14 protein-coding genes are annotated in these 19,842 nt (G+C 34.0%); 5 read left to right on the forward strand and 9 right to left on the reverse strand.

Going from position 1 to position 19,842, the window contains the following annotated elements; translation table 11 throughout:
- Positions 1-100: 100 nt before the first annotated feature.
- Positions 101-1,027 (reverse strand): tyrosine-type recombinase/integrase, encoded by a 927-nt coding sequence (locus EL260_RS11540; protein WP_123860417.1) that lies wholly within the window; start codon positions 1,025-1,027, stop codon positions 101-103.
- 137 nt (positions 1,028-1,164) lie between these two features.
- Between EL260_RS11540 and EL260_RS11545 the strand changes: the two genes are divergently transcribed.
- Positions 1,165-2,196 (forward strand): restriction endonuclease subunit S, encoded by a 1,032-nt coding sequence (locus EL260_RS11545; protein WP_123860418.1) that lies wholly within the window; start codon positions 1,165-1,167, stop codon positions 2,194-2,196.
- A gap of 40 nt (positions 2,197-2,236) precedes the next feature.
- Here EL260_RS11545 and EL260_RS11550 read toward each other — a convergent pair whose 3' ends face one another.
- The 5 genes from EL260_RS11550 to EL260_RS11570 all read right to left on the reverse strand — a co-directional run bounded on the left by EL260_RS11550 (position 2,237) and on the right by EL260_RS11570 (position 8,365).
- Entirely contained in the window at positions 2,237-3,424 is a 1,188-nt protein-coding gene (locus EL260_RS11550; protein ID WP_123860419.1) for a restriction endonuclease subunit S, read from the reverse strand.
- Positions 3,425-3,486: 62 nt separating this feature from the next.
- Positions 3,487-5,055: a type I restriction-modification system subunit M gene (locus EL260_RS11555; protein WP_123860420.1), complete on the reverse strand. Its 1,569-nt coding sequence runs from the start codon at positions 5,053-5,055 to the stop codon at positions 3,487-3,489.
- 179 nt (positions 5,056-5,234) lie between these two features.
- The gene (locus tag EL260_RS11560) at positions 5,235-5,567 is read right to left on the reverse strand and encodes a hypothetical protein (RefSeq protein ID WP_228445419.1); all 333 of its coding nucleotides are present in this window, start codon (positions 5,565-5,567) and stop codon (positions 5,235-5,237) included.
- A 25-nt stretch (positions 5,568-5,592) separates the two neighbouring features.
- Complete coding sequence (locus EL260_RS11565) at positions 5,593-5,853, reverse strand: helix-turn-helix domain-containing protein (protein WP_059137242.1); 261 nt, start codon at positions 5,851-5,853, stop codon at positions 5,593-5,595.
- An 811-nt stretch (positions 5,854-6,664) separates the two neighbouring features.
- Positions 6,665-8,365, reverse strand: coding sequence for a helix-turn-helix domain-containing protein (locus EL260_RS11570; RefSeq protein WP_123860421.1), 1,701 nt, complete (start codon positions 8,363-8,365; stop codon positions 6,665-6,667).
- A 273-nt stretch (positions 8,366-8,638) separates the two neighbouring features.
- On the opposite strand from EL260_RS11570, the gene EL260_RS11575 reads away from it, so the two are divergent.
- Together EL260_RS11575 and EL260_RS11580 are read left to right on the forward strand one after the other, a co-directional pair.
- A complete protein-coding gene (locus EL260_RS11575) occupies positions 8,639-9,067 on the forward strand; it encodes a MauE/DoxX family redox-associated membrane protein (protein WP_123860422.1) in 429 nt (142 codons plus the stop codon).
- A gap of 280 nt (positions 9,068-9,347) precedes the next feature.
- Entirely contained in the window at positions 9,348-9,662 is a 315-nt protein-coding gene (locus EL260_RS11580) for a hypothetical protein (RefSeq protein WP_123860423.1), read from the forward strand.
- 61 nt (positions 9,663-9,723) lie between these two features.
- On the opposite strand, the gene EL260_RS11585 is transcribed toward EL260_RS11580, so the two are convergent.
- Genes EL260_RS11585 through EL260_RS11595 form a run of 3 tightly spaced genes read right to left on the reverse strand, consistent with a single transcriptional unit; the run spans position 9,724 to position 15,624 of the window.
- Positions 9,724-11,073: a RagB/SusD family nutrient uptake outer membrane protein gene (locus tag EL260_RS11585; RefSeq protein WP_123860424.1), complete on the reverse strand. Its 1,350-nt coding sequence runs from the start codon at positions 11,071-11,073 to the stop codon at positions 9,724-9,726.
- A gap of 11 nt (positions 11,074-11,084) precedes the next feature.
- Positions 11,085-14,264, reverse strand: a complete 3,180-nt coding sequence (locus tag EL260_RS11590) for a SusC/RagA family TonB-linked outer membrane protein (protein WP_123860425.1) — start codon at positions 14,262-14,264, stop codon at positions 11,085-11,087.
- A 58-nt stretch (positions 14,265-14,322) separates the two neighbouring features.
- Positions 14,323-15,624, reverse strand: a complete 1,302-nt coding sequence (locus tag EL260_RS11595; RefSeq protein ID WP_123860426.1) for a TlpA family protein disulfide reductase — start codon at positions 15,622-15,624, stop codon at positions 14,323-14,325.
- Positions 15,625-16,245: 621 nt separating this feature from the next.
- Between EL260_RS11595 and EL260_RS11600 the strand changes: the two genes are divergently transcribed.
- Together EL260_RS11600 and EL260_RS11605 are read left to right on the forward strand one after the other, a co-directional pair.
- The gene (locus EL260_RS11600) at positions 16,246-16,554 is read left to right on the forward strand and encodes a helix-turn-helix domain-containing protein (protein WP_123860427.1); all 309 of its coding nucleotides are present in this window, start codon (positions 16,246-16,248) and stop codon (positions 16,552-16,554) included.
- Positions 16,555-17,010: 456 nt separating this feature from the next.
- The gene (locus EL260_RS11605; protein WP_123860428.1) at positions 17,011-19,839 is read left to right on the forward strand and encodes a hypothetical protein; all 2,829 of its coding nucleotides are present in this window, start codon (positions 17,011-17,013) and stop codon (positions 19,837-19,839) included.
- Positions 19,840-19,842 lie beyond the last annotated feature (3 nt).

Here is a 19,842-nt window from a genome sequence, read left to right on the forward strand (position 1 = left end):
TTGAGTTTTATGGTTAAAAAAAAACTTTGTCAGCGTTTAAAACCCTGACAAAGTTGTGGATAGTTTTTCCAAATTTAACAATAAAATATTATAATTGAAACTATTTTAGCGCTTTAAACATTTGGTCAATCGCTTTTTTCTTTTGTTCCAGATTTGGGTGCACATAAAGATTCAAAGTTGTGCTGATATTGGAATGTCCAAGTAGAACACTTACCGTCTTATAATCACATTTGCTTTCAATACATCGGGTTGCAAAACTATGACGCAATCCGTGAAATTTAATTTCTGGGACATCCAGTTGTTTCATCAAATTTTTATAATAACTACGGTAAGTTCTTGGCTCGGTAGGTTTAGCATCATTTGTTAAAACGAAAAATAAAGGGTTGACAATTTTTTTAAAAGGCTTCAACATTCGCAAAAGGTCTCTGCTCATTGGAACTTCCCGGATGGAATTCTTGGTTTTTGGTGTGTCGAGAAGCAATTCTGTTCTTCTTTTGCCATCTTCTATAATATAGATTCGCTGAATGGTTTTTCTAATGTTGATAATTCCGTTATCTGTATCAATATCTTCCCAAGTGAGTGCGCAGATTTCGCCAATCCGCATTCCCGAACAAAGACAAATATAAACCCCCAGATTCCGGAATGTAAAATGCTCCTGAATATAATTCATCACTTTTTTCTGATGCGTTCTGGTCAGAACTTCAATACTTTGATTTTCCCGAACGGTTGGATATTGAATGTCAAATGGCGTGTATTGAATCCATTTATATTTTGCCCCAAATTTCATTACCATTTTCAAAACGATGAGAACATCTTTAATACTTTTTTGGCTCAATCCCTGTTCCAATTTTTGAAAAACAAATTTCTGAACTTCCTCTTCTTCTATACTACTAACTTCCGCAAATTTGGGTAACAAATGGTTCTCCAGCAAAAGCACATAAGCCGAAAAGCTTGATTTTTTCACATAAAGTTGTTTGTCTTTTTTCCATAGTTTCACGATTTGAGCAAATGTTTTTTGTGTCGTCATAATTTTCTTTTTGATTTTAAATTATTATTAAAAATCAAAAAAGGTATGAATAAAGGATTTGAGATTAGCAATCCTTTAGATTTAGAATTTCAAATTTTCCAAATTTGCGATTTCCGGGGTTTTATGGAGAGTGGGAGATGAAAAAACTGGGAGAAGTAACAGAAGGCATCTCTTCTGGGAAATCAAAAAATATAAACATACAGGGACAATACCCATTCTATGGTTCAACAGGTATAATATCCACTTCCGACAAATTTGATTATTTTGGAAAAAAAATATTAATAGCAAGAGTTGGAGCAAATGCAGGCTTCATTTACAAAGTAGACGGTAAATTTGCCGTTTCAGATAATACTCTAATTCTATATCCAAAAGATGAAATAAGTTTAGACTTTATATTTAATTATTTAATTAAATATAACCTTAATAAATTAATATTTGGTTCTGGGCAACCTCTAATAACAGGTGGACAATTAAAATTAATTGAATTCAAACTTCCATCAATAAAAGAACAAGAAAAAATTTCGTCTTTATTTTCATTAACGGAAAAAAGAATTCAAACCCAAAAGAAAATAATAGATAATTTAGAGTATTTAATGTTAGGTTTCCGTGAAAAAACATTTAAGAAGAAACTTAGATTTAAGGATGGTTTAGGAAATGATTTTCCAGATTGGGAAGAAAGTAAATTAGAAAATATTTGCCAAAAACAATCTTCAAATATTTCAGCAAATAAAATAGAAGATAATTTTGGAAATTATATTATATATGGCGCTTCCGGAATTTTAAAAAAAATTGATTTTTATGAAGAAGAGAATGATTACATCAGCATTGTGAAAGATGGTGCAGGTGTTGGAAGATTATTTTTCTGTGAGGGTCAATCTTCTGTTTTGGGAACGATGGAAATCATTAAACCTAAACTCGATGTAAATGTGCAGTTTTTATATTGTCAACTAAGTAATATAGATTTTAAAAAATATGTCACAGGAAGTACAATTCCTCATATTTACTTTAAGGATTATAAAAAAGAAAGTATAAAAATACCATCTTTAGAAGAACAAACTAAAATAGCAAACTTCCTTTTTTCGATTGACAAGAAACTCGAAACAGAAAAGAAAATTTTAGCTCAATATAAGACCCAAAAGAAATACCTTTTGGCGAATCTTTTTGTTTAATTAGCCTTGTCAAGGTTTTAAACCTTGACAAGGCTTCGTTTTAGACGAACAAATTGGCCAGCAAATACTTTTTTTGAATTTCGTAATTAACTAGTAAGTCTTTTTCTAAATTAATCTTTTCGGTTAGGTAAGATAAAAATTGAGCAATATGTGTTTGTTCTTCAATAGAAGGAATAAATATTGACATTTTGCTTAAGCTTTCATAACTCAAAGTATTCCTTACACTTCCTTCAAACGAATTACTCATTTGACGAATGAATTGCAAAGATGAAAACCAAGACAACAAATATCTATCAACAAGAAAATTATTATTTGCCTTGAAACTGATATATAAAGGACTAATAATAGAAGTATTTGCATCAAATTTATAAGCAAGAGAACCGACATCAATTCGTGAAGGATTATAGGCAAAATCACCTTTTCCAATTATATAATAATTTGATGTATTGATGCTTGCAACACGTCTGTCCTCAAAGAAATCTTCTTGATTTATAAAACCAAATTTATTACTAACACTTTGAACATTTAAGTATTTTAAACTTTTGTTTTTTGAAGAATTTTTAATTAGGACATTTTTTAAAGTATTGATTTCCCAATTTGAAAAACTGCTTCCATTCTTATCTTTAAATCTCATTTTTTGAGAAAATATCTTTTCACTGTAACCTTTGATTAAGGTTTCTAAATCTTGTATTATTTTCTTTTGGGTTGAGATTCTTAAATCAAGTAATGATAAAAGTGATGCTATTGTATCTTGTTCTTTTACAGATTTTGGAATTCTTGATTCAACTAGTTTTAAATTTTGTACTGATAATCCTGGCTGAGCCATACCTGTGGCATATTGATTTAAATTTAGATGAATTAATAAGTAAAACATCCAAGTAGAATTTATTTTATCAACTGTAGTAACAACTACAGCGTGTTCAGTTGCATAAAATTTCCCAGTAACTTTTACAATATTTCCACAAAGTGCACCTTGTCTACCCACTATTGAGTATTCGCCATCGCAATTAAATGATTTAGTATAACCTCTTAATCCATTAGCTCCATAACAGGGGAATAAATTTTCATCTACTTCATTAATTATTTCAGAGGCGCTAACAAATTTTCCGGCTTGCATTTTACATAATTCTCCTAACTTCTTCACTTCCCATTCTTCCCCTTCAAACCCTTGAAATCTGAGTTTTGGTTTCCAATTTGGAAAATTATTGCCTTTTAGTTTTTCAGTCATAATCTTGATAATTTATTTTTTTAAATTCTAAGCCTTGAGGATTTCAATAAGTCAAAAAAAATTTAACTTACTAATCCTAATTCTTTTAAATAAACTTCAATCTGACTGTCGAGTTCAACACGTTTGGCTTCTAATTGTTTGATTTCCGCCATTACCGCTTGGATGTCGATTTCTTCTTCCTCTTCAAAAGTATCTACATATCGAGGGATATTCAGGTTGTAATCATTGTCGGCAATTTCCTGCAAAGTAGCAAGATGAGAGAATTTCCCTTCTGTTTTTCTTTCCTGGTACATATCAACAATTTTATTGATATGTTTTGGAAGCAATACATTTTGATTTTTTTGTTTTTCAAATTCTTTGCTGGCATCCACGAACAGAACATCTTCATCTTGCTCTCGGCATTTCTTGAAAACCAATATACAAGTAGGAATGCTTGTACCAAAGAAAATATTGGCAGGTAAACCGATTACAGCATCCAGATAATTTTTCTCTTTAATCAGATATTTACGAATAACCAATTCCGCTGCACCACGGAACAAAACACCGTGAGGCATTACAACTGCCATAATTCCGTTCTCATCCAAATGATGAATCATATGCTGGATAAAAGCGAAATCAGCTTTGGAAGCCGGAGCTAATTTTCCATATTGTGAGAAACGCTCGTCTAACAATAAAAGTTCATTGCTACTCCAATTCGCAGAAAAGGGCGGATTAGCAACAATAGCATCAAAAGTTTTATCAAGGTGTTGGGGTTTCTCAAGCGTATCCTCCTGCTTGATATCGAAATTACTGTAATTCACACCGTGCAGAATCATATTCATTCGTGCCAAGTTATAAGTGGTTCGGTTCATTTCCTGACCATAGAAATCACTTACTTTCGCTTCTCTTGCAACACGCAAAAGTAAGGAACCACTTCCACAAGTCGGGTCATAAACAGACCTCAGCTGAGATTTTCGACTCGTTACAATTCTTGCCAAAATGGTAGAAACTTGTTGGGGCGTATAGAATTCCCCTGCTTTCTTGCCTGCTCCACTTGCAAATTGTGAAATCAGATATTCATAAGCGTCACCTAAAACATCGGCATTGGTGTCAGAAAGATTGAAATCTATATCATCCAGATGATACAACACTTTGGAAATCAACGTATTTTTCTCATCTTCTGTCTTTCCTAATTTGGAAGACGTCAAATCCAAATCTTCAAAAAGATTGTCAAAATCATCTTCACTATCCGTACCAAGTGTTGATTGCTCAATATTAGTAAGAATCTTTGAAAGTTCTGCAAGAATAAAATTTGATTTACCTTCTTCTTTTTGGTGACCTTTTTTAGCAATATTACTGAAAAGTTCTGATGGTTTTAAGAAATATCCTAAATCTTCAACAACCTCTTCATAAATTGCCTGAACGATTTCTTTTCCTTTTTCAGTATTTTCATCAACATCATTATAATCGATGTCCTCTCCAGAATCTAATAAAATTTTATTGGCTGTAAAATGAATTTTTTCGGACAGATACTTATAGAAAATAAATCCTAAAATATAATCCCGAAATTCGTCGGCATCCATTTTCCCTCTTAAAGTATTGGCAATATTCCAAAGTTGCTGCTGCAACTGACGTCTTTGTTCTTCTGACATTGATTATCATTAATGTTAATCCTCAAAGATAAAAAATGTTAGATGCATACAATGCTAAAATAGCTAAAAATGATAAAATTGATATTGAAAAATAATTGTCATAATGCATATTATAGTCCATCAAAATGTCGCAGAATAACCTCTGCTATTAACTAACACTTGAGAAATTCAGAAGAAATTTAATTTTTGATTCTTATTTGCTTAGGAGTGGGCTTCAGCTCCTCAGCAAAATCCAGCATAACAACCTGACTTCCTATAAACGGATTATAAGACGGCTGATAATCAATATAGCCCGAAGAATGTAGATTCTTCAGGCATTTGTGATAGGTGGCTTTTGAATGGATTTTACTGATCCGCATCACTTCGTCCCGAGAAATACTGACTGGATTTCGGAAACGGTTGAAATTCCAGAATTGGAATAATGCTAAGTAGAGGCTGATGTGTGTGGGATTAAGTGTACTATCCTGAGCCACCTTTTCATAGAAGCCTGTAAGATGTTTTATGTAATTCATTTTTGTTTATTTCGGAACTAGTAAATTATCCTTTCTTATTTAACATTTTTTCGATGTCTTTGTAATTGTAATATAATGTGCCACCGACACGAGTATAGGATAGGGTTCCACTGACACGGAGATTCTGTAATGTTCCGGTAGAAATTTTCAGAAGTTCTTTGACCTCTGATGAGCGCAGCCATAATTTCTGCTCTGAAATTTTGATATTAAAAAGATTTTTAATGTCTTCAAGCAATTCGGTTTTGAACTCCTGAAGGTCTTCTTTGGTAACAAGGTTTACTCTCATAATTTCTTCATTTTTGTTTTTGATAGAATTTCTTTTGCAAAATTGGAACATCAAAATCGTTAAAACAAGAGTGTTAAAGGGAGTTGGATTGAATAAGAACAATCTGGAATAATTTGGAAATACGTGGAGATTAAAAAAGAATAAATAAGAATGATTTGGAATCTTTAAACCAATTTTAAGAAAAACAAAAAACAAGTTCCGCAGTTTTTTCCCTTTTTGCAAAAAAGGCAAGAGAGTCTTTGGATATAAAACTTGAAAAGTTTGTATATACAAAGACACATCTTGCTGTTAAAATCAACTAATTTTATTTTAGAGCTCCAAAACAAATAAATAGAATCATATTTATTACGTAATTAATTGAAAACCAGTATCTATTTTTTGTAAATCTGTTTTGGGAGATGACAAATGATGAAAATAATACCTGGCCTCTTTTTACGCAGGCTGACCTTGTATTATTTTACACACGTCTGCCAAGAACCTGTGTCTAATTTACGCAGGTCAATCGAATACCTGTATCTCTTTTACTCAGGTTGTTATTGTGCAGGAAAAATTCCCAACCTCTATCTCTTTTACACAGGTCAGCTAAGAACCTGTATCTCTTTTACGCAGGTCGATTCAGTACCTGTATCTATTTTACACATCTATGAATTTTTAAAAGGTCTGCTGTTGTTGTGAAAACTTTGTTGGAATGTGGGAAACTCCAAGGGAAAAGCCGGGATGAGTTTTCCATATTTCAATAAATGCGCTATTTTTTATATTGCAGAATGTACTTTAGGACATACAAAAGAGTAATGCTCCCTTTATACAGAAATCAATTTTCACCGATTTCCTTCATCCTGTTCTTTATAAATTCTATCGGTCTTATTCCGTTAATTTCGAAAAAATGGGTTGAGAATAATTGTCGGCTAGACATTCCACATTCGTGAGCCAGGTTTTCAACTTTGTACTGCAGATACATTTTATTTTCCACAAGAAGATTGGTAATATATCCGATTCGTAAAACCTTTAGATACTGCGTGAAAGAAACATTCAGATGTTCATTCAGTACATAAGATAGTTGGGAGTGTGTTCTGCCAAACATTTTTGCAACCATTGGTAAAGTCAGGTTTTTGTCAAGAAATCGTTTGTCTTCTTCAAACTTTTTGAGTTTTTCTTTAATATCTTCAATGATTTCGGGACTGTGTGTTTTTTTCTTTTCAGAAGTTTTTTTGTTTGCAATTAGAAAAAAATAATACTTCCTGAACTTTTTCCATAGTTTAATAAATTTTCCAGGAAATTTATTTTCTCTATTACGCAGTCTGATTACTAAAAAAAATAGAAGAAAAATCACAACTGGCGTAGCAATTAGAAAGTAAAAATCATTATGCAGTTTATTCTCCCATAATTGTTTTTCTTCTAATAATCTTTCCGTATCATATTCTTCGTGGATTTTTGAAGACAACATTGCAAAATCAACATTCAAGGTTGAATTCGTTAGTAAAAACTGGTCACTATAATACAGTCGCTTACCCAAACTACCGTTCTCTGTTGCATCCGTAATGAGGTACTTATAACTTGACCGGATTTCGGGAGTAGTAAATTGAACCTTGTTAATCATAGAGTCCACCTTATTCAGATAAACCAGTGATTCTGCTCTGTTTCCTTTGAGCCAATACAGTTTCCCTAAGTAAAAATAAACAGCGGTTAATGAGTTATAATCCTGATTATTGACCAAAATATCACGTGAAAGTTTCAAATGTTTAAGTGCTTCATCGGTGTTCCCTTTTCTTAAAAGTTGTACACCTTTCCCTTTTTGAAAGTAACCATATTCAAGTAAATGCTCATTGATGTTTTTCAATTTTTTTAACCCGATACTAATCAATGAATCTTCCTTGTTGTATAAACGAAGATTTTCATAACAATTACTCAGGCGGTAAATGCTATTAAAATAGCCTGACTCATTATTCAACCTGATGTTTGGGTGAAGGTTTTCTTTCATATGTTCCTCAAAATACTTCGTCGTATTTCTAAAGTGAACTGCAGCTTCTTCGTAGTAGCCCAAATAACTTTTTACCATCCCGAGATGATAGTCTATTTTATTTATCAGATAATCGTTGCTTGAATTCCGAGAAAATTGATAAGCCCTGAGGTATTGCTCCAAAGCATATTTATATTGTCTCTTGTTATAATAGTAGATAATGCCTTTTCCGAGGTATGCCCTTGAAATGATATCACGGTCACTTGATTTGAATGCCATCACTATAGCACTGTCGGCATAAGACAATTTGCGATTTATGTCTTCGGTGTAGTATAAGGCATCTTCATACCCTATAATCTGCTTTTTCCAATTATTTTCTTTTTTTGCTTTTTCTATATACTTATTCACAAAAACCATTGCCCTTGAATCGTTTTCAGGATAGTTTTCATACAAGTCTGAAATCGTCTTGTATGATAAACTTTGTAATTCCTGGGCATTAAGAAAAAAGAAGAACAAATTAAAAATCAGAAATGAAATCTTATGATGATAATGCATAACATTATGATATATTCAAATTTACCGGAAAAATCTATTACAAAATGTACTTGAACAAGCTTCGAGTTCGGTTCTATTTCTACTAGCTTTATAAATAATTAATTTTCAATTAGTTAAAAATTAATATAGTGGGAAAGATGTATATTTCATTACGTAGAAAACATATTTCTTTCCCACTATTGTTTTTCTCAACCTCACAGTCAGTGTAATTTAGACTTCAGAATTCACAGCAAATTAACCGAAAGGAAAAATTTGAATTAACTAATAACAATTATGAAAAAAGCCAAAACAAGAATCGTAGAATTCATCAGCTACTTTTTTATACTGCTGTTTTGTTACGCCGGGATAAGTAAAATAATGGATTTTGAAAATTTTCAGGTTCAGATTTCGGAATCACCTTTATTAAGTTCATATGCTGGATTCATACCTTTTGCAATCATTATTCTGGAATTGATCATTGCTGGATTATTATGTTATCGGAAGACCAGAAATATAGGATTGATTGGAAGTTTTGTTTTGATGCTGATTTTCACTGGATACATTTTTTACATAATTCAAACCTCTGAAAATCTTCCTTGTTCCTGTGGAGGAATTTTGGAAAAAATGAGCTGGCATCAGCACTTAATTTTTAATATTGGATGTGTCGTTCTTTCCGTTATCGCTTTAGGTTTAAATCTAAGATACAGCAGGCCTGCTGAATAAGTATGTTACCGTAATTACTTACGGATGATTATGACTGGAATTTGTTATTAAAGTTTAACCTTAAAATTAGACGGTCGAAAGCTGTCTAACAATCCGAAACTCTAAAATGAATTTATTAACAACAATTTGTTTGAGAATATGCAGAATAGGATATTTTGGTACGACAAGATTTGTTAATCTATGGGTATAACTAATTATTTTACCTACTCTATCGTACTTCTCAGGCAGGTTTCTAAAGTTTTTAAGGTAATCTTTTTTGATATATAAAAAGACCAGAATTATGAAATTCAACCAATTTTTGAAAATCAATGCAGTAGCAATTGCTGCCATTATGTTTACGGGTGCTACGATGTCTTTTAAAATCATCGAAAAAAAGGCAGCCGACCAACAGTTCTATTACAATAGTACAGACACTTCTGCAGGTGCTTTCTCTCAAGAGTCTAACTGGGCAGTAGGAGCAGGTGCATCTTGTCTGACCACAGGAAATAAACCTTGTACAATCACAGTTCCGGAAGGGCAGGATTTGGTTGATGTGATCGGAGGAATGACTAACTCTCAAGTTCTTGCTATTCATCCGAGTGAGAGAAGACAGTAATAATCCTTTCAATCAGGATTTAAAAGTAGGGTTGGCAAATTATTGCCAACCCTATTATTTTTTATCTTGGATTCTGTGGCATTCCTGTAAGCATAATAATATCTTCGGGAATAGCGATAGCATATCTCAGATCATTAGGTGGTAAAGTGTAGGTTTGCCCATTAACAGTTCTGGTAAGCGTAATATTCGCACCATCACGATTGTACCTTTTTAGATCAGACCATCTTAGTCCTCGAATCAAGAGTTCTTTTCTTCTTTCTTTTAAAATAATATTCAAAGCCTCTGTCTGTAAATTGGCGGTCATCGGGATATAAGTTCCTGTTTTCCATCTTTTCACAAGCAGGTTATTGAGATAACTCATACCTTCCTGAATCTTATTCAATCTTACATTACATTCTGCTGCCATAAGATAAAGTTCATCGGTTGCCACACTTACAATTGGCCCATTGACATTGTTGTAATAGCCTTTGAATAGAACTTCATTAGCAGTATTCTTATTGAAAAAAACGGTTTTTCGTAAGTCATTGTTATCATACATCTGGTAAATGTGATCGGGAATCTTTGCCGGAATCAGATGAGATTCATATCCCATAGCTGTCCATAAAAGGATTTCCTTATTTAATTCCTCAATGGGATAATCAGTATTAGGATTGAGGGTATTAAAATCCATAAGGTCGTTATTGATGTTTAGTGCTTGTTCTGTATTCTTAAGGGCATTGTCATAATCTCCCATAAATAAATAGGTACGGGCTAACAAGCCATAGGCTGCCGCTCTCGATATCCTCATTCCGGAAATCTGCTTAGGTAAAAGCAGAGGTATTGCGGTTTGCAGGTCAGTGATGATCTGATCATAGGTCTGCTTGACTGTTGAACGCACCGAAGGGATATTCATATCAGGGTCTAATCTTAGTGGAAGTCCTAAATCTGTTCCGGCGGTTTGAGGATTATAAGCCTTACACCAGATCTGAGCTGCGTCAAGATACCGGAAAGCCCGAAGTGCTAATGCTTGTCCTCTGATATTATCTGCCTGTTCACCTGTGAAGTTCTTATCCTGCATATTGAACAATACCGCATTACATACATAGATGCTCCTATAGCAGGTAGACCAATCGTTTCCTGATGAGATGGGACTCGCCACATTATCCGGCATCCATATATGAAGACGCTTGGTCGCCTCGAAGCTCAAACCATTGTAATCCGCATCTGTAAGATAGTGATCATCCGAACTCGTTTCTCCACTCGAAGCAAAGTCAACATTGAGGAAACCGTAATTATTGAGAAGCATCTGGTTGTCCTCCAATCTATCGGGAGTCGCCAGCTTCAGGTCAGATTTTTCGTCTAAAAAATCATTGCATCCATACGAGGTCAGAATTAATGATAATGATATTAATAGTATTTTAATTTTTCTCATTTCTCTCAATTTTAAAATTTAGTTTTTAATCCTAATGTAAAGGTCATAGGAGGTTTTAAGGTATTGTTTCCCAAATTGAAATCAGGATCGATCCCGCTTTTGCTCTCTTGCCAGAGTATTCCGAGATTACTGACATTGGCATATAGCTGAAGACTTTTAAGCGGCAAACCACGCCATTGTTTTTTACTGATCTCATATCCAAGATTGATATACTGCAGACGGATATGATCGCCTTTTTCAATCAGTGCAGCTGAACCTGCATAGAAGGCATCCCTGTTGGAATTAGTCTGGTATTGGTTGGAAGGAACATTGGTGAAAACTTCATCACCGGGTTTCTGCCATCTTTGTTCGTAATCGCTGTGACCGTTCCATTCTCTGAATAAGCTCGTGTAATTAATGGATGGTTTTCTGAAATAATAACCCATCTTATAGGTAATCCCTACATCAAGGCTTAATTGTTTGTAAGCAAATGTATTGGTGAAAGAACCATAAACAGTCGGTATTGCAGAACCAAAATACTGCAGGTCTTTAACATCGCCTCCCATTATCTTGGCATAATCTTTACTGATCTCTCCATTAAAATAACCTCTTGGATCACCTGTCTGTGGATCGAGTCCTGCCCATTGGTAGCCAAACATCGAATAGACAGGTAAACCTTCAATTCCGGATATGGGAACAGAGGCAAGTACAAAGTTTCTGGCAATGGTACTGCTCGGATAATACTTCGTCACTTTATCTTTGTAAGTACTGAAATTAACAGTGGTGAGCCATCTGAAAGATTTATTGATATTGATGCTCTTGAGTTCCACATCAACGCCTTTTCCTTCAATTCCTGCAACATTCCATACAAGACTGCTCAATCCGATGGTATAATCCAGCGGAACCTGCCCGAAAAGGTTTTCTCCTTTTTTCTGGAAATACTCCACAGAACCTGAGATCCGGTTATTTTCGGTTGCAAAATCCAATCCTGCATTCATCATTCTGACCGTTTCCCAACGAAGCTGCGGATTGTAGTAATTGTCAAATCTCGCCATCTGCTCCTGCGTATATGTTGAAACACCGAGTAATGCCATAGTCGTTACAGCAACCATCGCAGGATTGATATTCCCATTGAAACCGTATGAACCTCTTAGCTTCAGATTCGGAAGCCAGCTTATAGCATAAAACTTCTCATTGGCTACATTCCACGAAATACCTGTTGACCAGAAAGGATTCCATTGGTCATTAGTCTTCAATCCGAACAGATTGCTGGCATCACGTCGGGCACTTCCGGAGATGGTATATCGATTATCAAATGTGTAGGCAGCATTCGCATAGACCGATACAAAACGATTGGTGGATTCCCTCAAAGAGTTCATATTGTCGATAAACGCTGTACCTCCTGCAATAATCGGGAACCTCTTGCTGAGGTCTACCATCCCAAACGAAAGGTTGTTGGGGTCATAGCCATAATATCGGTTATTGCCCGACTGTGAGTTGGCATCCCTTACCTCGCTTCCTAAAATGGCTGAAACCTGATGTTTGCCAAAACCTCTGTTAAAATTGAGCTGTCCCCGGAAATTATTGATCAGTAATTGCGAGTTGGTCTTATCCATTATCGCTCCTTTGGGAACATTGTAAGTCAGACTACCATTACTATTGATGACTGTGAACCTGTTCACATAATCCCTTATAAAGTAACTTTCCTCATCATACAGCGTATTGGAAAGTCCTGTGGTTCTCTGATACTGATATTTTATATCAACATCCAATCCTTTCAATATCTTGTAGTTCAATCCTGCATTGAGAATGATCTCTGAGCTTTTGCTTTTGGCTGAATTATGCTGCCAATCGGTAAGCGGATAATAATTCCAATCTAATAATTTTCCGTTGCCTAATGCTGATTTATATCCTTGCTCATAAGATTTTGAAACCGCCAATGCATTTCCGAATGCATCTGCCATTTCCATATAGGGAACAGAGTTGGTTTTCATAATAATACTTCCATAAGCACTTCGACCGCTTTGGGTTGCGGAATGGGTAAAGAAGATTCCGGTGTTCAAGGTCAGGTTTTTCAACGGTTGCCAGGTATTCTGGAAGCGCAGATTCACACGTTCGTATTTTTCTCCAAGATTTCCAGTATTGTCATCATACCCCAAAGATGATGTCCACGAAAACTGGGGAGCTCCGCCTGCCATACTTAGTGAATACTGCCTGTTCTCCAAAGGCTGGTACATATACTTTTTATACTGGTCTCGGGAATCAATGGTCTTTAGACGTTCTATTTCATTTCTTACATATTCGGATGAAAGCAGTCCTTTCTTTTCCTTATTCAGAAGGTCAACCACAGGAGACAATACTGGGTGGCTGGTCGAATTGATATCAGTGTTATAGAAATTCTTCTTGAATAGTTCTTGTTCCACATCAATAAAGTCTGCACTGGACATCACTTTCAGATAATTAAAATCAGGCTTAGGGCTGGTCATCAAGTAAGTGTTGAAATTGACGGTCATAGGCTGATTGTACTTTGCTGTTTTGGTTGTAATGACAATCACGCCGTTAGCTGCCCTTGCTCCCCAGATGCTCGATGCTGCGGCATCTTTGAGAACGGTAATGCTTTCAACAATGTTGGGATCGAGATTGCTGATATCCCCATCATAAGGAAAGTTGTCAACAACAATCAAAGGTGTTTTGGGTCCTTGAATGGTACTTAGACCTCTGACCATAATTTGTGATCCTCCTTGGGATGTTCCTTTGTTGATGACAATGCCGTTGGCTGTAGCAGCTAATCGGTCAAGGATATTGGTGGACACCTGTGTATTCAGGGCTGCATTACTCACGGATGAAAAAGAACCTGTTGAACGTTCTTTAGGGATCTTCTGATAACCTGTCGTGAGTACTACCTCATCAATTTGGGCTATCTTTTCGGATAGATTAATTTTTAATGGTTCTTTCAAAGGAAGCTCCAAAAAAATGACCCGCTCTTCATAGCCTTTACCAATGATGACAAGATTGATTTTTTTGTCATTGGTATTAAGACTGAAGTTTCCATATCTGTCCGTAGTAGTTACGGTTTTTGAGTTTTGTATGGCTATGGTTGCACCGTGTACGGGTAAGCGTGTAGTTTCGTCGATAACGCTTCCTGTAAACATCTGCTGTGCCATAACTGGCAAACAATAGCATAGGATGGGAAGCACTAATAATTTCTTCATAGTCTGATATAGTTTTGCGTTAATGTAAATTCAATAGTTTTTCGAACGATGGGAATGTTTAATTCCGCTGGTCTTTGATGACCATCATCAAAATCTGACGTTCTTGGGGGATCAGATCCAGGTCATATCTCTGAAGCTCTTTTTTTAAGGTGGCAAAATCTTTGACTCCTGAAACTTCCAGATCTACATTGCCAGTGTATCCCGTCTCGTCGATAAACAATTCCTTGATGGGAATTTCACCGTTCAACATATTGACCATATTTTTAAGCGGTACATTTTTAAGGATAGATGGGGTTTGCGGAAAGGTGGAATGCTTTTCACCTCCTTTGGTTGCCAACTTGTCTTTCGTGGTTGTTCTTACTAACACAAAACATTTTACAGGTCTTTTCTCGAGAGTTACGGTATAGCCGGAATAACGATTGAGGTCTTCCAGCATATAATTGTAGAGAGAATCAGATTTCTGTTCAGGGATGATGAACTCGTAGTTATAAAGGTTTATTCCATCATTTGAGCCATCTGCTTTTTCTATGGGCATCAGTTGTTCAGGTTGATTGACCTCGATAACCATTCTTTTTTCCGTGAAAGATGTTTTATCCTGCTGTCTGAAAAGCTCATATCCTATGGCATAATACATATCCCATAATGGAAGATTGGTAAACTGTCTGCCGTGAATTTTTCCGGATGTTGTTTTGCGATACGTTCCTCCTGCACCAATATCAGGGATTTGCCCTTTAGCAAAGAATGAATAATTGAGGAGTTGGACATTTTTCTGACGGTCGTAATCTTCGGAGAGCATCAATGGTCTTGCCCTGTCCATTTGGATAATAGTCTGAAGGGATGATTTGTCTCCATTCAAAACTTCATTGATGGTTTGTTCGGTAAGCTGTCCTGCATCGGTGGAATTCAATAATTTTCCGTCCTTGATCCATATGATAAACGGAACACCTGCGTGTGGAAATAGGTCGTGCAGTTTTTTGTCTTTGTAGGTGGACATCATGCTCTTATATTTTTTTCCATTTGAAGAAGAGAAGAATTTATCCAAAGCAGCTTTATCCTGACAGCTTACAGGAAGGATTTTCACCTTGTTCCCAAACTTTTGCTGCAAAACTTCAATTTTTGGGAGACTCATCAGGCAGGCACTGCACCAAGTACTCCAGAAATCAATCAGGATTAATTTATTTTTATCTTCTGAAAGATTAATTGTTTTCTGAGGATGATTTACAACCTGTAAAGGTGTTGTCCAAAAAATTTCAGGAAGGGAATCTCCAATTTTAAGAGACTTGTTCTGGGCAAAGGATGTGGTTGCTGTCACTATGGTAAAAGCAAGGGACATAAATCCCCTGCAAAAAATATTTTTCATATTTTTGAATAGGTTTTTAATGATTATTAATGACTGATTATGCTCTTTCCTGTGGTCTGCAAACTGAGGAAAGGGCTTTTTCTTTTTTCTAAGGGTTACTGTAAATTATCTGTGTCTTATTATCTGTCTTAGTTGTTGTTGGAAATGATATGCTTGAGAGGAGGCTTCTTTGTTTGAGGAAATCTCCTGCTCAAACAATCATAAAAAAATTAATATGAATGAAAATTGTGTCCCGTGAAAGCTATAAAGCCGCAATGAGTTGTACACCTCATTGTATCGTTTAATCTGATACTATGTTTTTGAAGGTGCTTAGAATGTAGAAAATGAGGACTGCATTGGAAAATAAAACGGCATGGAACTCTACAATATCCGCTCTGGGGTACTGGCATACCTTGTACACAGATAAAGAGAGCCCACGCCTAGGTCGTGAGCTTTCTGCTTATCCTCTCGTGTACTAAAAAGTGCCAGTTTTCGGAGCGAGTTTCTAAGCAATAGCTTCTATTATTCTTTGAAGTATCGCAAAGTTACTTTACAGTAACTTATTTAGCAAATATAATAAAAAATAATTAAAACGTCTTATAAGTCTCTATGAAAAATATAATTATTCCCAAAATTTACTAAATGTATAAATGGAACTTTGAAGAAATAAAAAGTCAAATCGGAATTATCTTTAAACTATACCGATTAAGAAAAGGATTATCACAATTTCAATTGGCAAATGAGGTAGACCTTTCTAAAGATTACATTGGTAGAATAGAAAGAGGAAAAACCAATACAACAATTGAAATTATTATCAGTATTTGTAATTTTTTAGAAATTGATATAATTCAAGTTGTTTCTAAATTAAATCAGAGCCAGCTTGATTCAATTATAAGCGAGACGATACTTTTGGAAGAAAAATTCAAAAATCAAAATAAGAGAAAATCCTGACGAGAGTTGGGATTTATTGTTAGAATGCGTAGTAATTCATAATTGTTTAGATTCAGTGAATATACTGATTGGAAACTTTCTATTGATTTTTATTTTTGTTTTTTACGGATACCCGTAATTTTTATGAGATAAAACTTTATATATTTAAAAAATAAGGTTCAATAGAAATGTTTATAAAGAGAAATAGAATCAAAACAAATAAAGATAGCAATATTTAGTACAGGCTCCAATTAGGATGAGTCATTTTTGCAGACAAGAATCATATAATTTGGATGGATTATTAATGATCTTAAAGATTTATATAATATGATTTCAACAAACTAAAAGGAATCTTTATAAATATAATCTAGATTTAGTTATCATTTTTCATCAATTATTTTTTTTCATTTCAATTTATTAACTTTGATAAAACGAAAATTCAACTAATTAACCACTTGAAAACTAAATTTCATAAAAATGACCTATACCGCTTGGAATCAATTAATTGGCAAACACTTCTTTAATGAAGTAATGGCGGAAAAAGAGGTTTTTCTCTTCATGTCAAAAGAAGAATTAATTAGTATCGCAAAACCATTTTTTGATATTGAGGAGTATTCTGACGATAATTATATCCTAAGAGATTTTATTAGCGCAACTAAAAAAGGTGTTGAAGGGGCGATTGGTACTTTTCTTGAAAAGGCTGATTATGCCTATAGAAATCGAAATAAAATTAAGATTGAACTCAATGAGAATGAAGTTCAATATCCACTTTATCTTTCATACTTGATTTTGTTGGTGATGCCATTGACTGAAACTCTCGCAGATTCTATCAATGCTAATAATTACTATTCAAGATTAAATACATTCATAGGTGCTGACAAAGACAGACATTTCGTCAACAGTATAAATTATACTGAAAATAAAATTTATAGACTCTGGGATAATCTTGAAGAGTGGACCATTGATGAATTTGGTGGTACCTTAGGTCTTTTTTTTCACAGAAGATTTTCACATAAACACTGGATAAACGTTGGAACAATGTTCTCTCAATGCATTTTACCACCACGCTCTTTTCGTAATTTTTCAGTTTTTTTTTCAAAGTACAATTTTATTCCTCATTATGAATATCCAGCTGAGTTTTTTAAGCATAAGCTTGCTTCTGGAGGTTTGCAATTTCTTCAGCTTCCAAAATATATTAATGGATTGTTCAACAATGATTCTGGAAACGAACTTATTGAAAAATTACTTGAAATAACACAAAGAGAATATCGGAAATGGGATGGTAATATTATTTCAGAACAAGAAAGCTTGTTTAATTATGATGGATCGACAACTGTTAGAGTATTTTTGCAATTAAGATATTCAAAAATTTCTGAATCAATTTCTTTTTCTTATAGGATAGGCTATCAGAATGATTTTCCTGATGACTTGGTATTAAATGGTCATGAGATTTATGAAGAAATGAACTCTTTTTCTAATACCCTAGAAAAAGAGTTCAATCCTCAATTTACTTTGCAAGATGAATTCAACAAATGGAGAGCCATCTTTCAGGAGAAAGAAATAAGGCTTTTTATCAATGCATCATACTACCAACTTGAGAATAGTTACTGGCTTGAAACTGATAACTTATCTAAAGTCGATCAAATGTTAATTATGTGCACTGCTAATAAGAGGCAAATCATAGAAAATTGGCTAAGGAAAGAATGTAGCAATGTTTTGTTTGATGTTAATAATTATAATGGGTTACCACACGGATATTATATTTATAGTTTTCGTGGAGTAAGAAATAGTTTAGTTTCTGAACCGTGTTTATTATTAAAGAAGGATAAACAAATCTCATTGATATCTGATTTAAAGCTTGACTATAGGACATATTTGCGAGTTATACTTCCAGAAGTATTGATTGGCAATGCTGATGGCTCGGAAGAAGTATTCTTAGAATATAAGGAGTCTAACGATTCTATTGTACTAAAAAGGATTGAAGGAACAAACAAATGGTTATTGCCAGAAAATATTAGGCTAAATGAAGAATTTAAAATAAAAATTGTAGATCAAAAACTTTATCAAAATTTTACTAACTACAAAATTGTTACTGCTGATGATACTGCTTTACAGGTTTTTGAAGAACATTCACCTCTTCGCGACAAATTTGGAAATGTCACAAATGAACAAATTGATTGTTATCTACGGGGAAATGAAATTGGGGGTGTTAATTTTGGGAAACAATATGCATATAATAATGGTTTTAAATCAAATCGAACTCGAAAACATATTCAAATAAATGAAGCCATTTACACTCATAAAGATGGGAATATATTACTGTCATTTCTAACAATAAGAGGAAATACCACAGCCAAAGATTTTTTTGATGCCTTCGAATTTTTAAGCTCAAAAAAAATTAATAAAACTCAAAATAGAAAATTTTATAACCTAGCAAAAACAAAGAAACTTTCACTCAACTATTTTGATTACTTGGGCTTTATTGATTACGATTATTATGCAGATAAAATTATCATTAACCCGCCACAACTTATTTATATACCTTCTGCCGAAGGAAGAACAGCGCTACTAATTGGTGCTCGTGATAATGCTTTGGTAAAGCAATTAATATCAACAGCCTCAAAATTCAATTTGCAAGTTGAAATTACACCACAGAATTCATTAAATGAAGATCTTTTGTTACCTGACAGAATAGTTATCCATGCATTTCAAAGTGATAACGACAAATATGGTGAAAGAGCTATTAATAACTTTGCAAAAGAGCTTAATATCAAATTTAACAATGACAGACTTCATCAAATTGGTTTATTCTTGCTAAGTGGAAATGTTTCAGAATATGAAAATTTTATAGTGGAAAACAATGAAACAGATGATAATTATAATTCGGCATCAAAATATATTTTCGATTCTAATAGCCTAGCATTATCTAAGTTTCCTGATTCAAATTTTGAAAAAGAACTTTCACTGATTGAGTATAAGTTCAGAGAGTGGGAAAGATTTCAGGTGCTTTGGCTACATAGTAAATGTTATGATGTTGACAGGAATTGGGGAAGATTCATTGTCTTAAAACACTTAAATAAAAATATTATGCTTTATGACAGAAATAAAAAATCAGTTGCTATTCCTGTGAAAACACCTATACCACGACTTTTATTTGAATCAATAACTTTAATGAGTGGTTTTGCACCAATTACAAAGAAAATCAATTATCAGTACTATTGGATTTTCGATAACATTGAAAGTAACTATATAAAAGATATGATGAAAAAGATAGGTCAAGAAATAATAGAACAAGAAATAAACTAAAAA

The sequence above is a fragment of the Chryseobacterium nakagawai genome, assembly GCF_900637665.1.
Taxonomy (GTDB): Bacteria; Bacteroidota; Bacteroidia; order Flavobacteriales; family Weeksellaceae; genus Chryseobacterium; species Chryseobacterium nakagawai.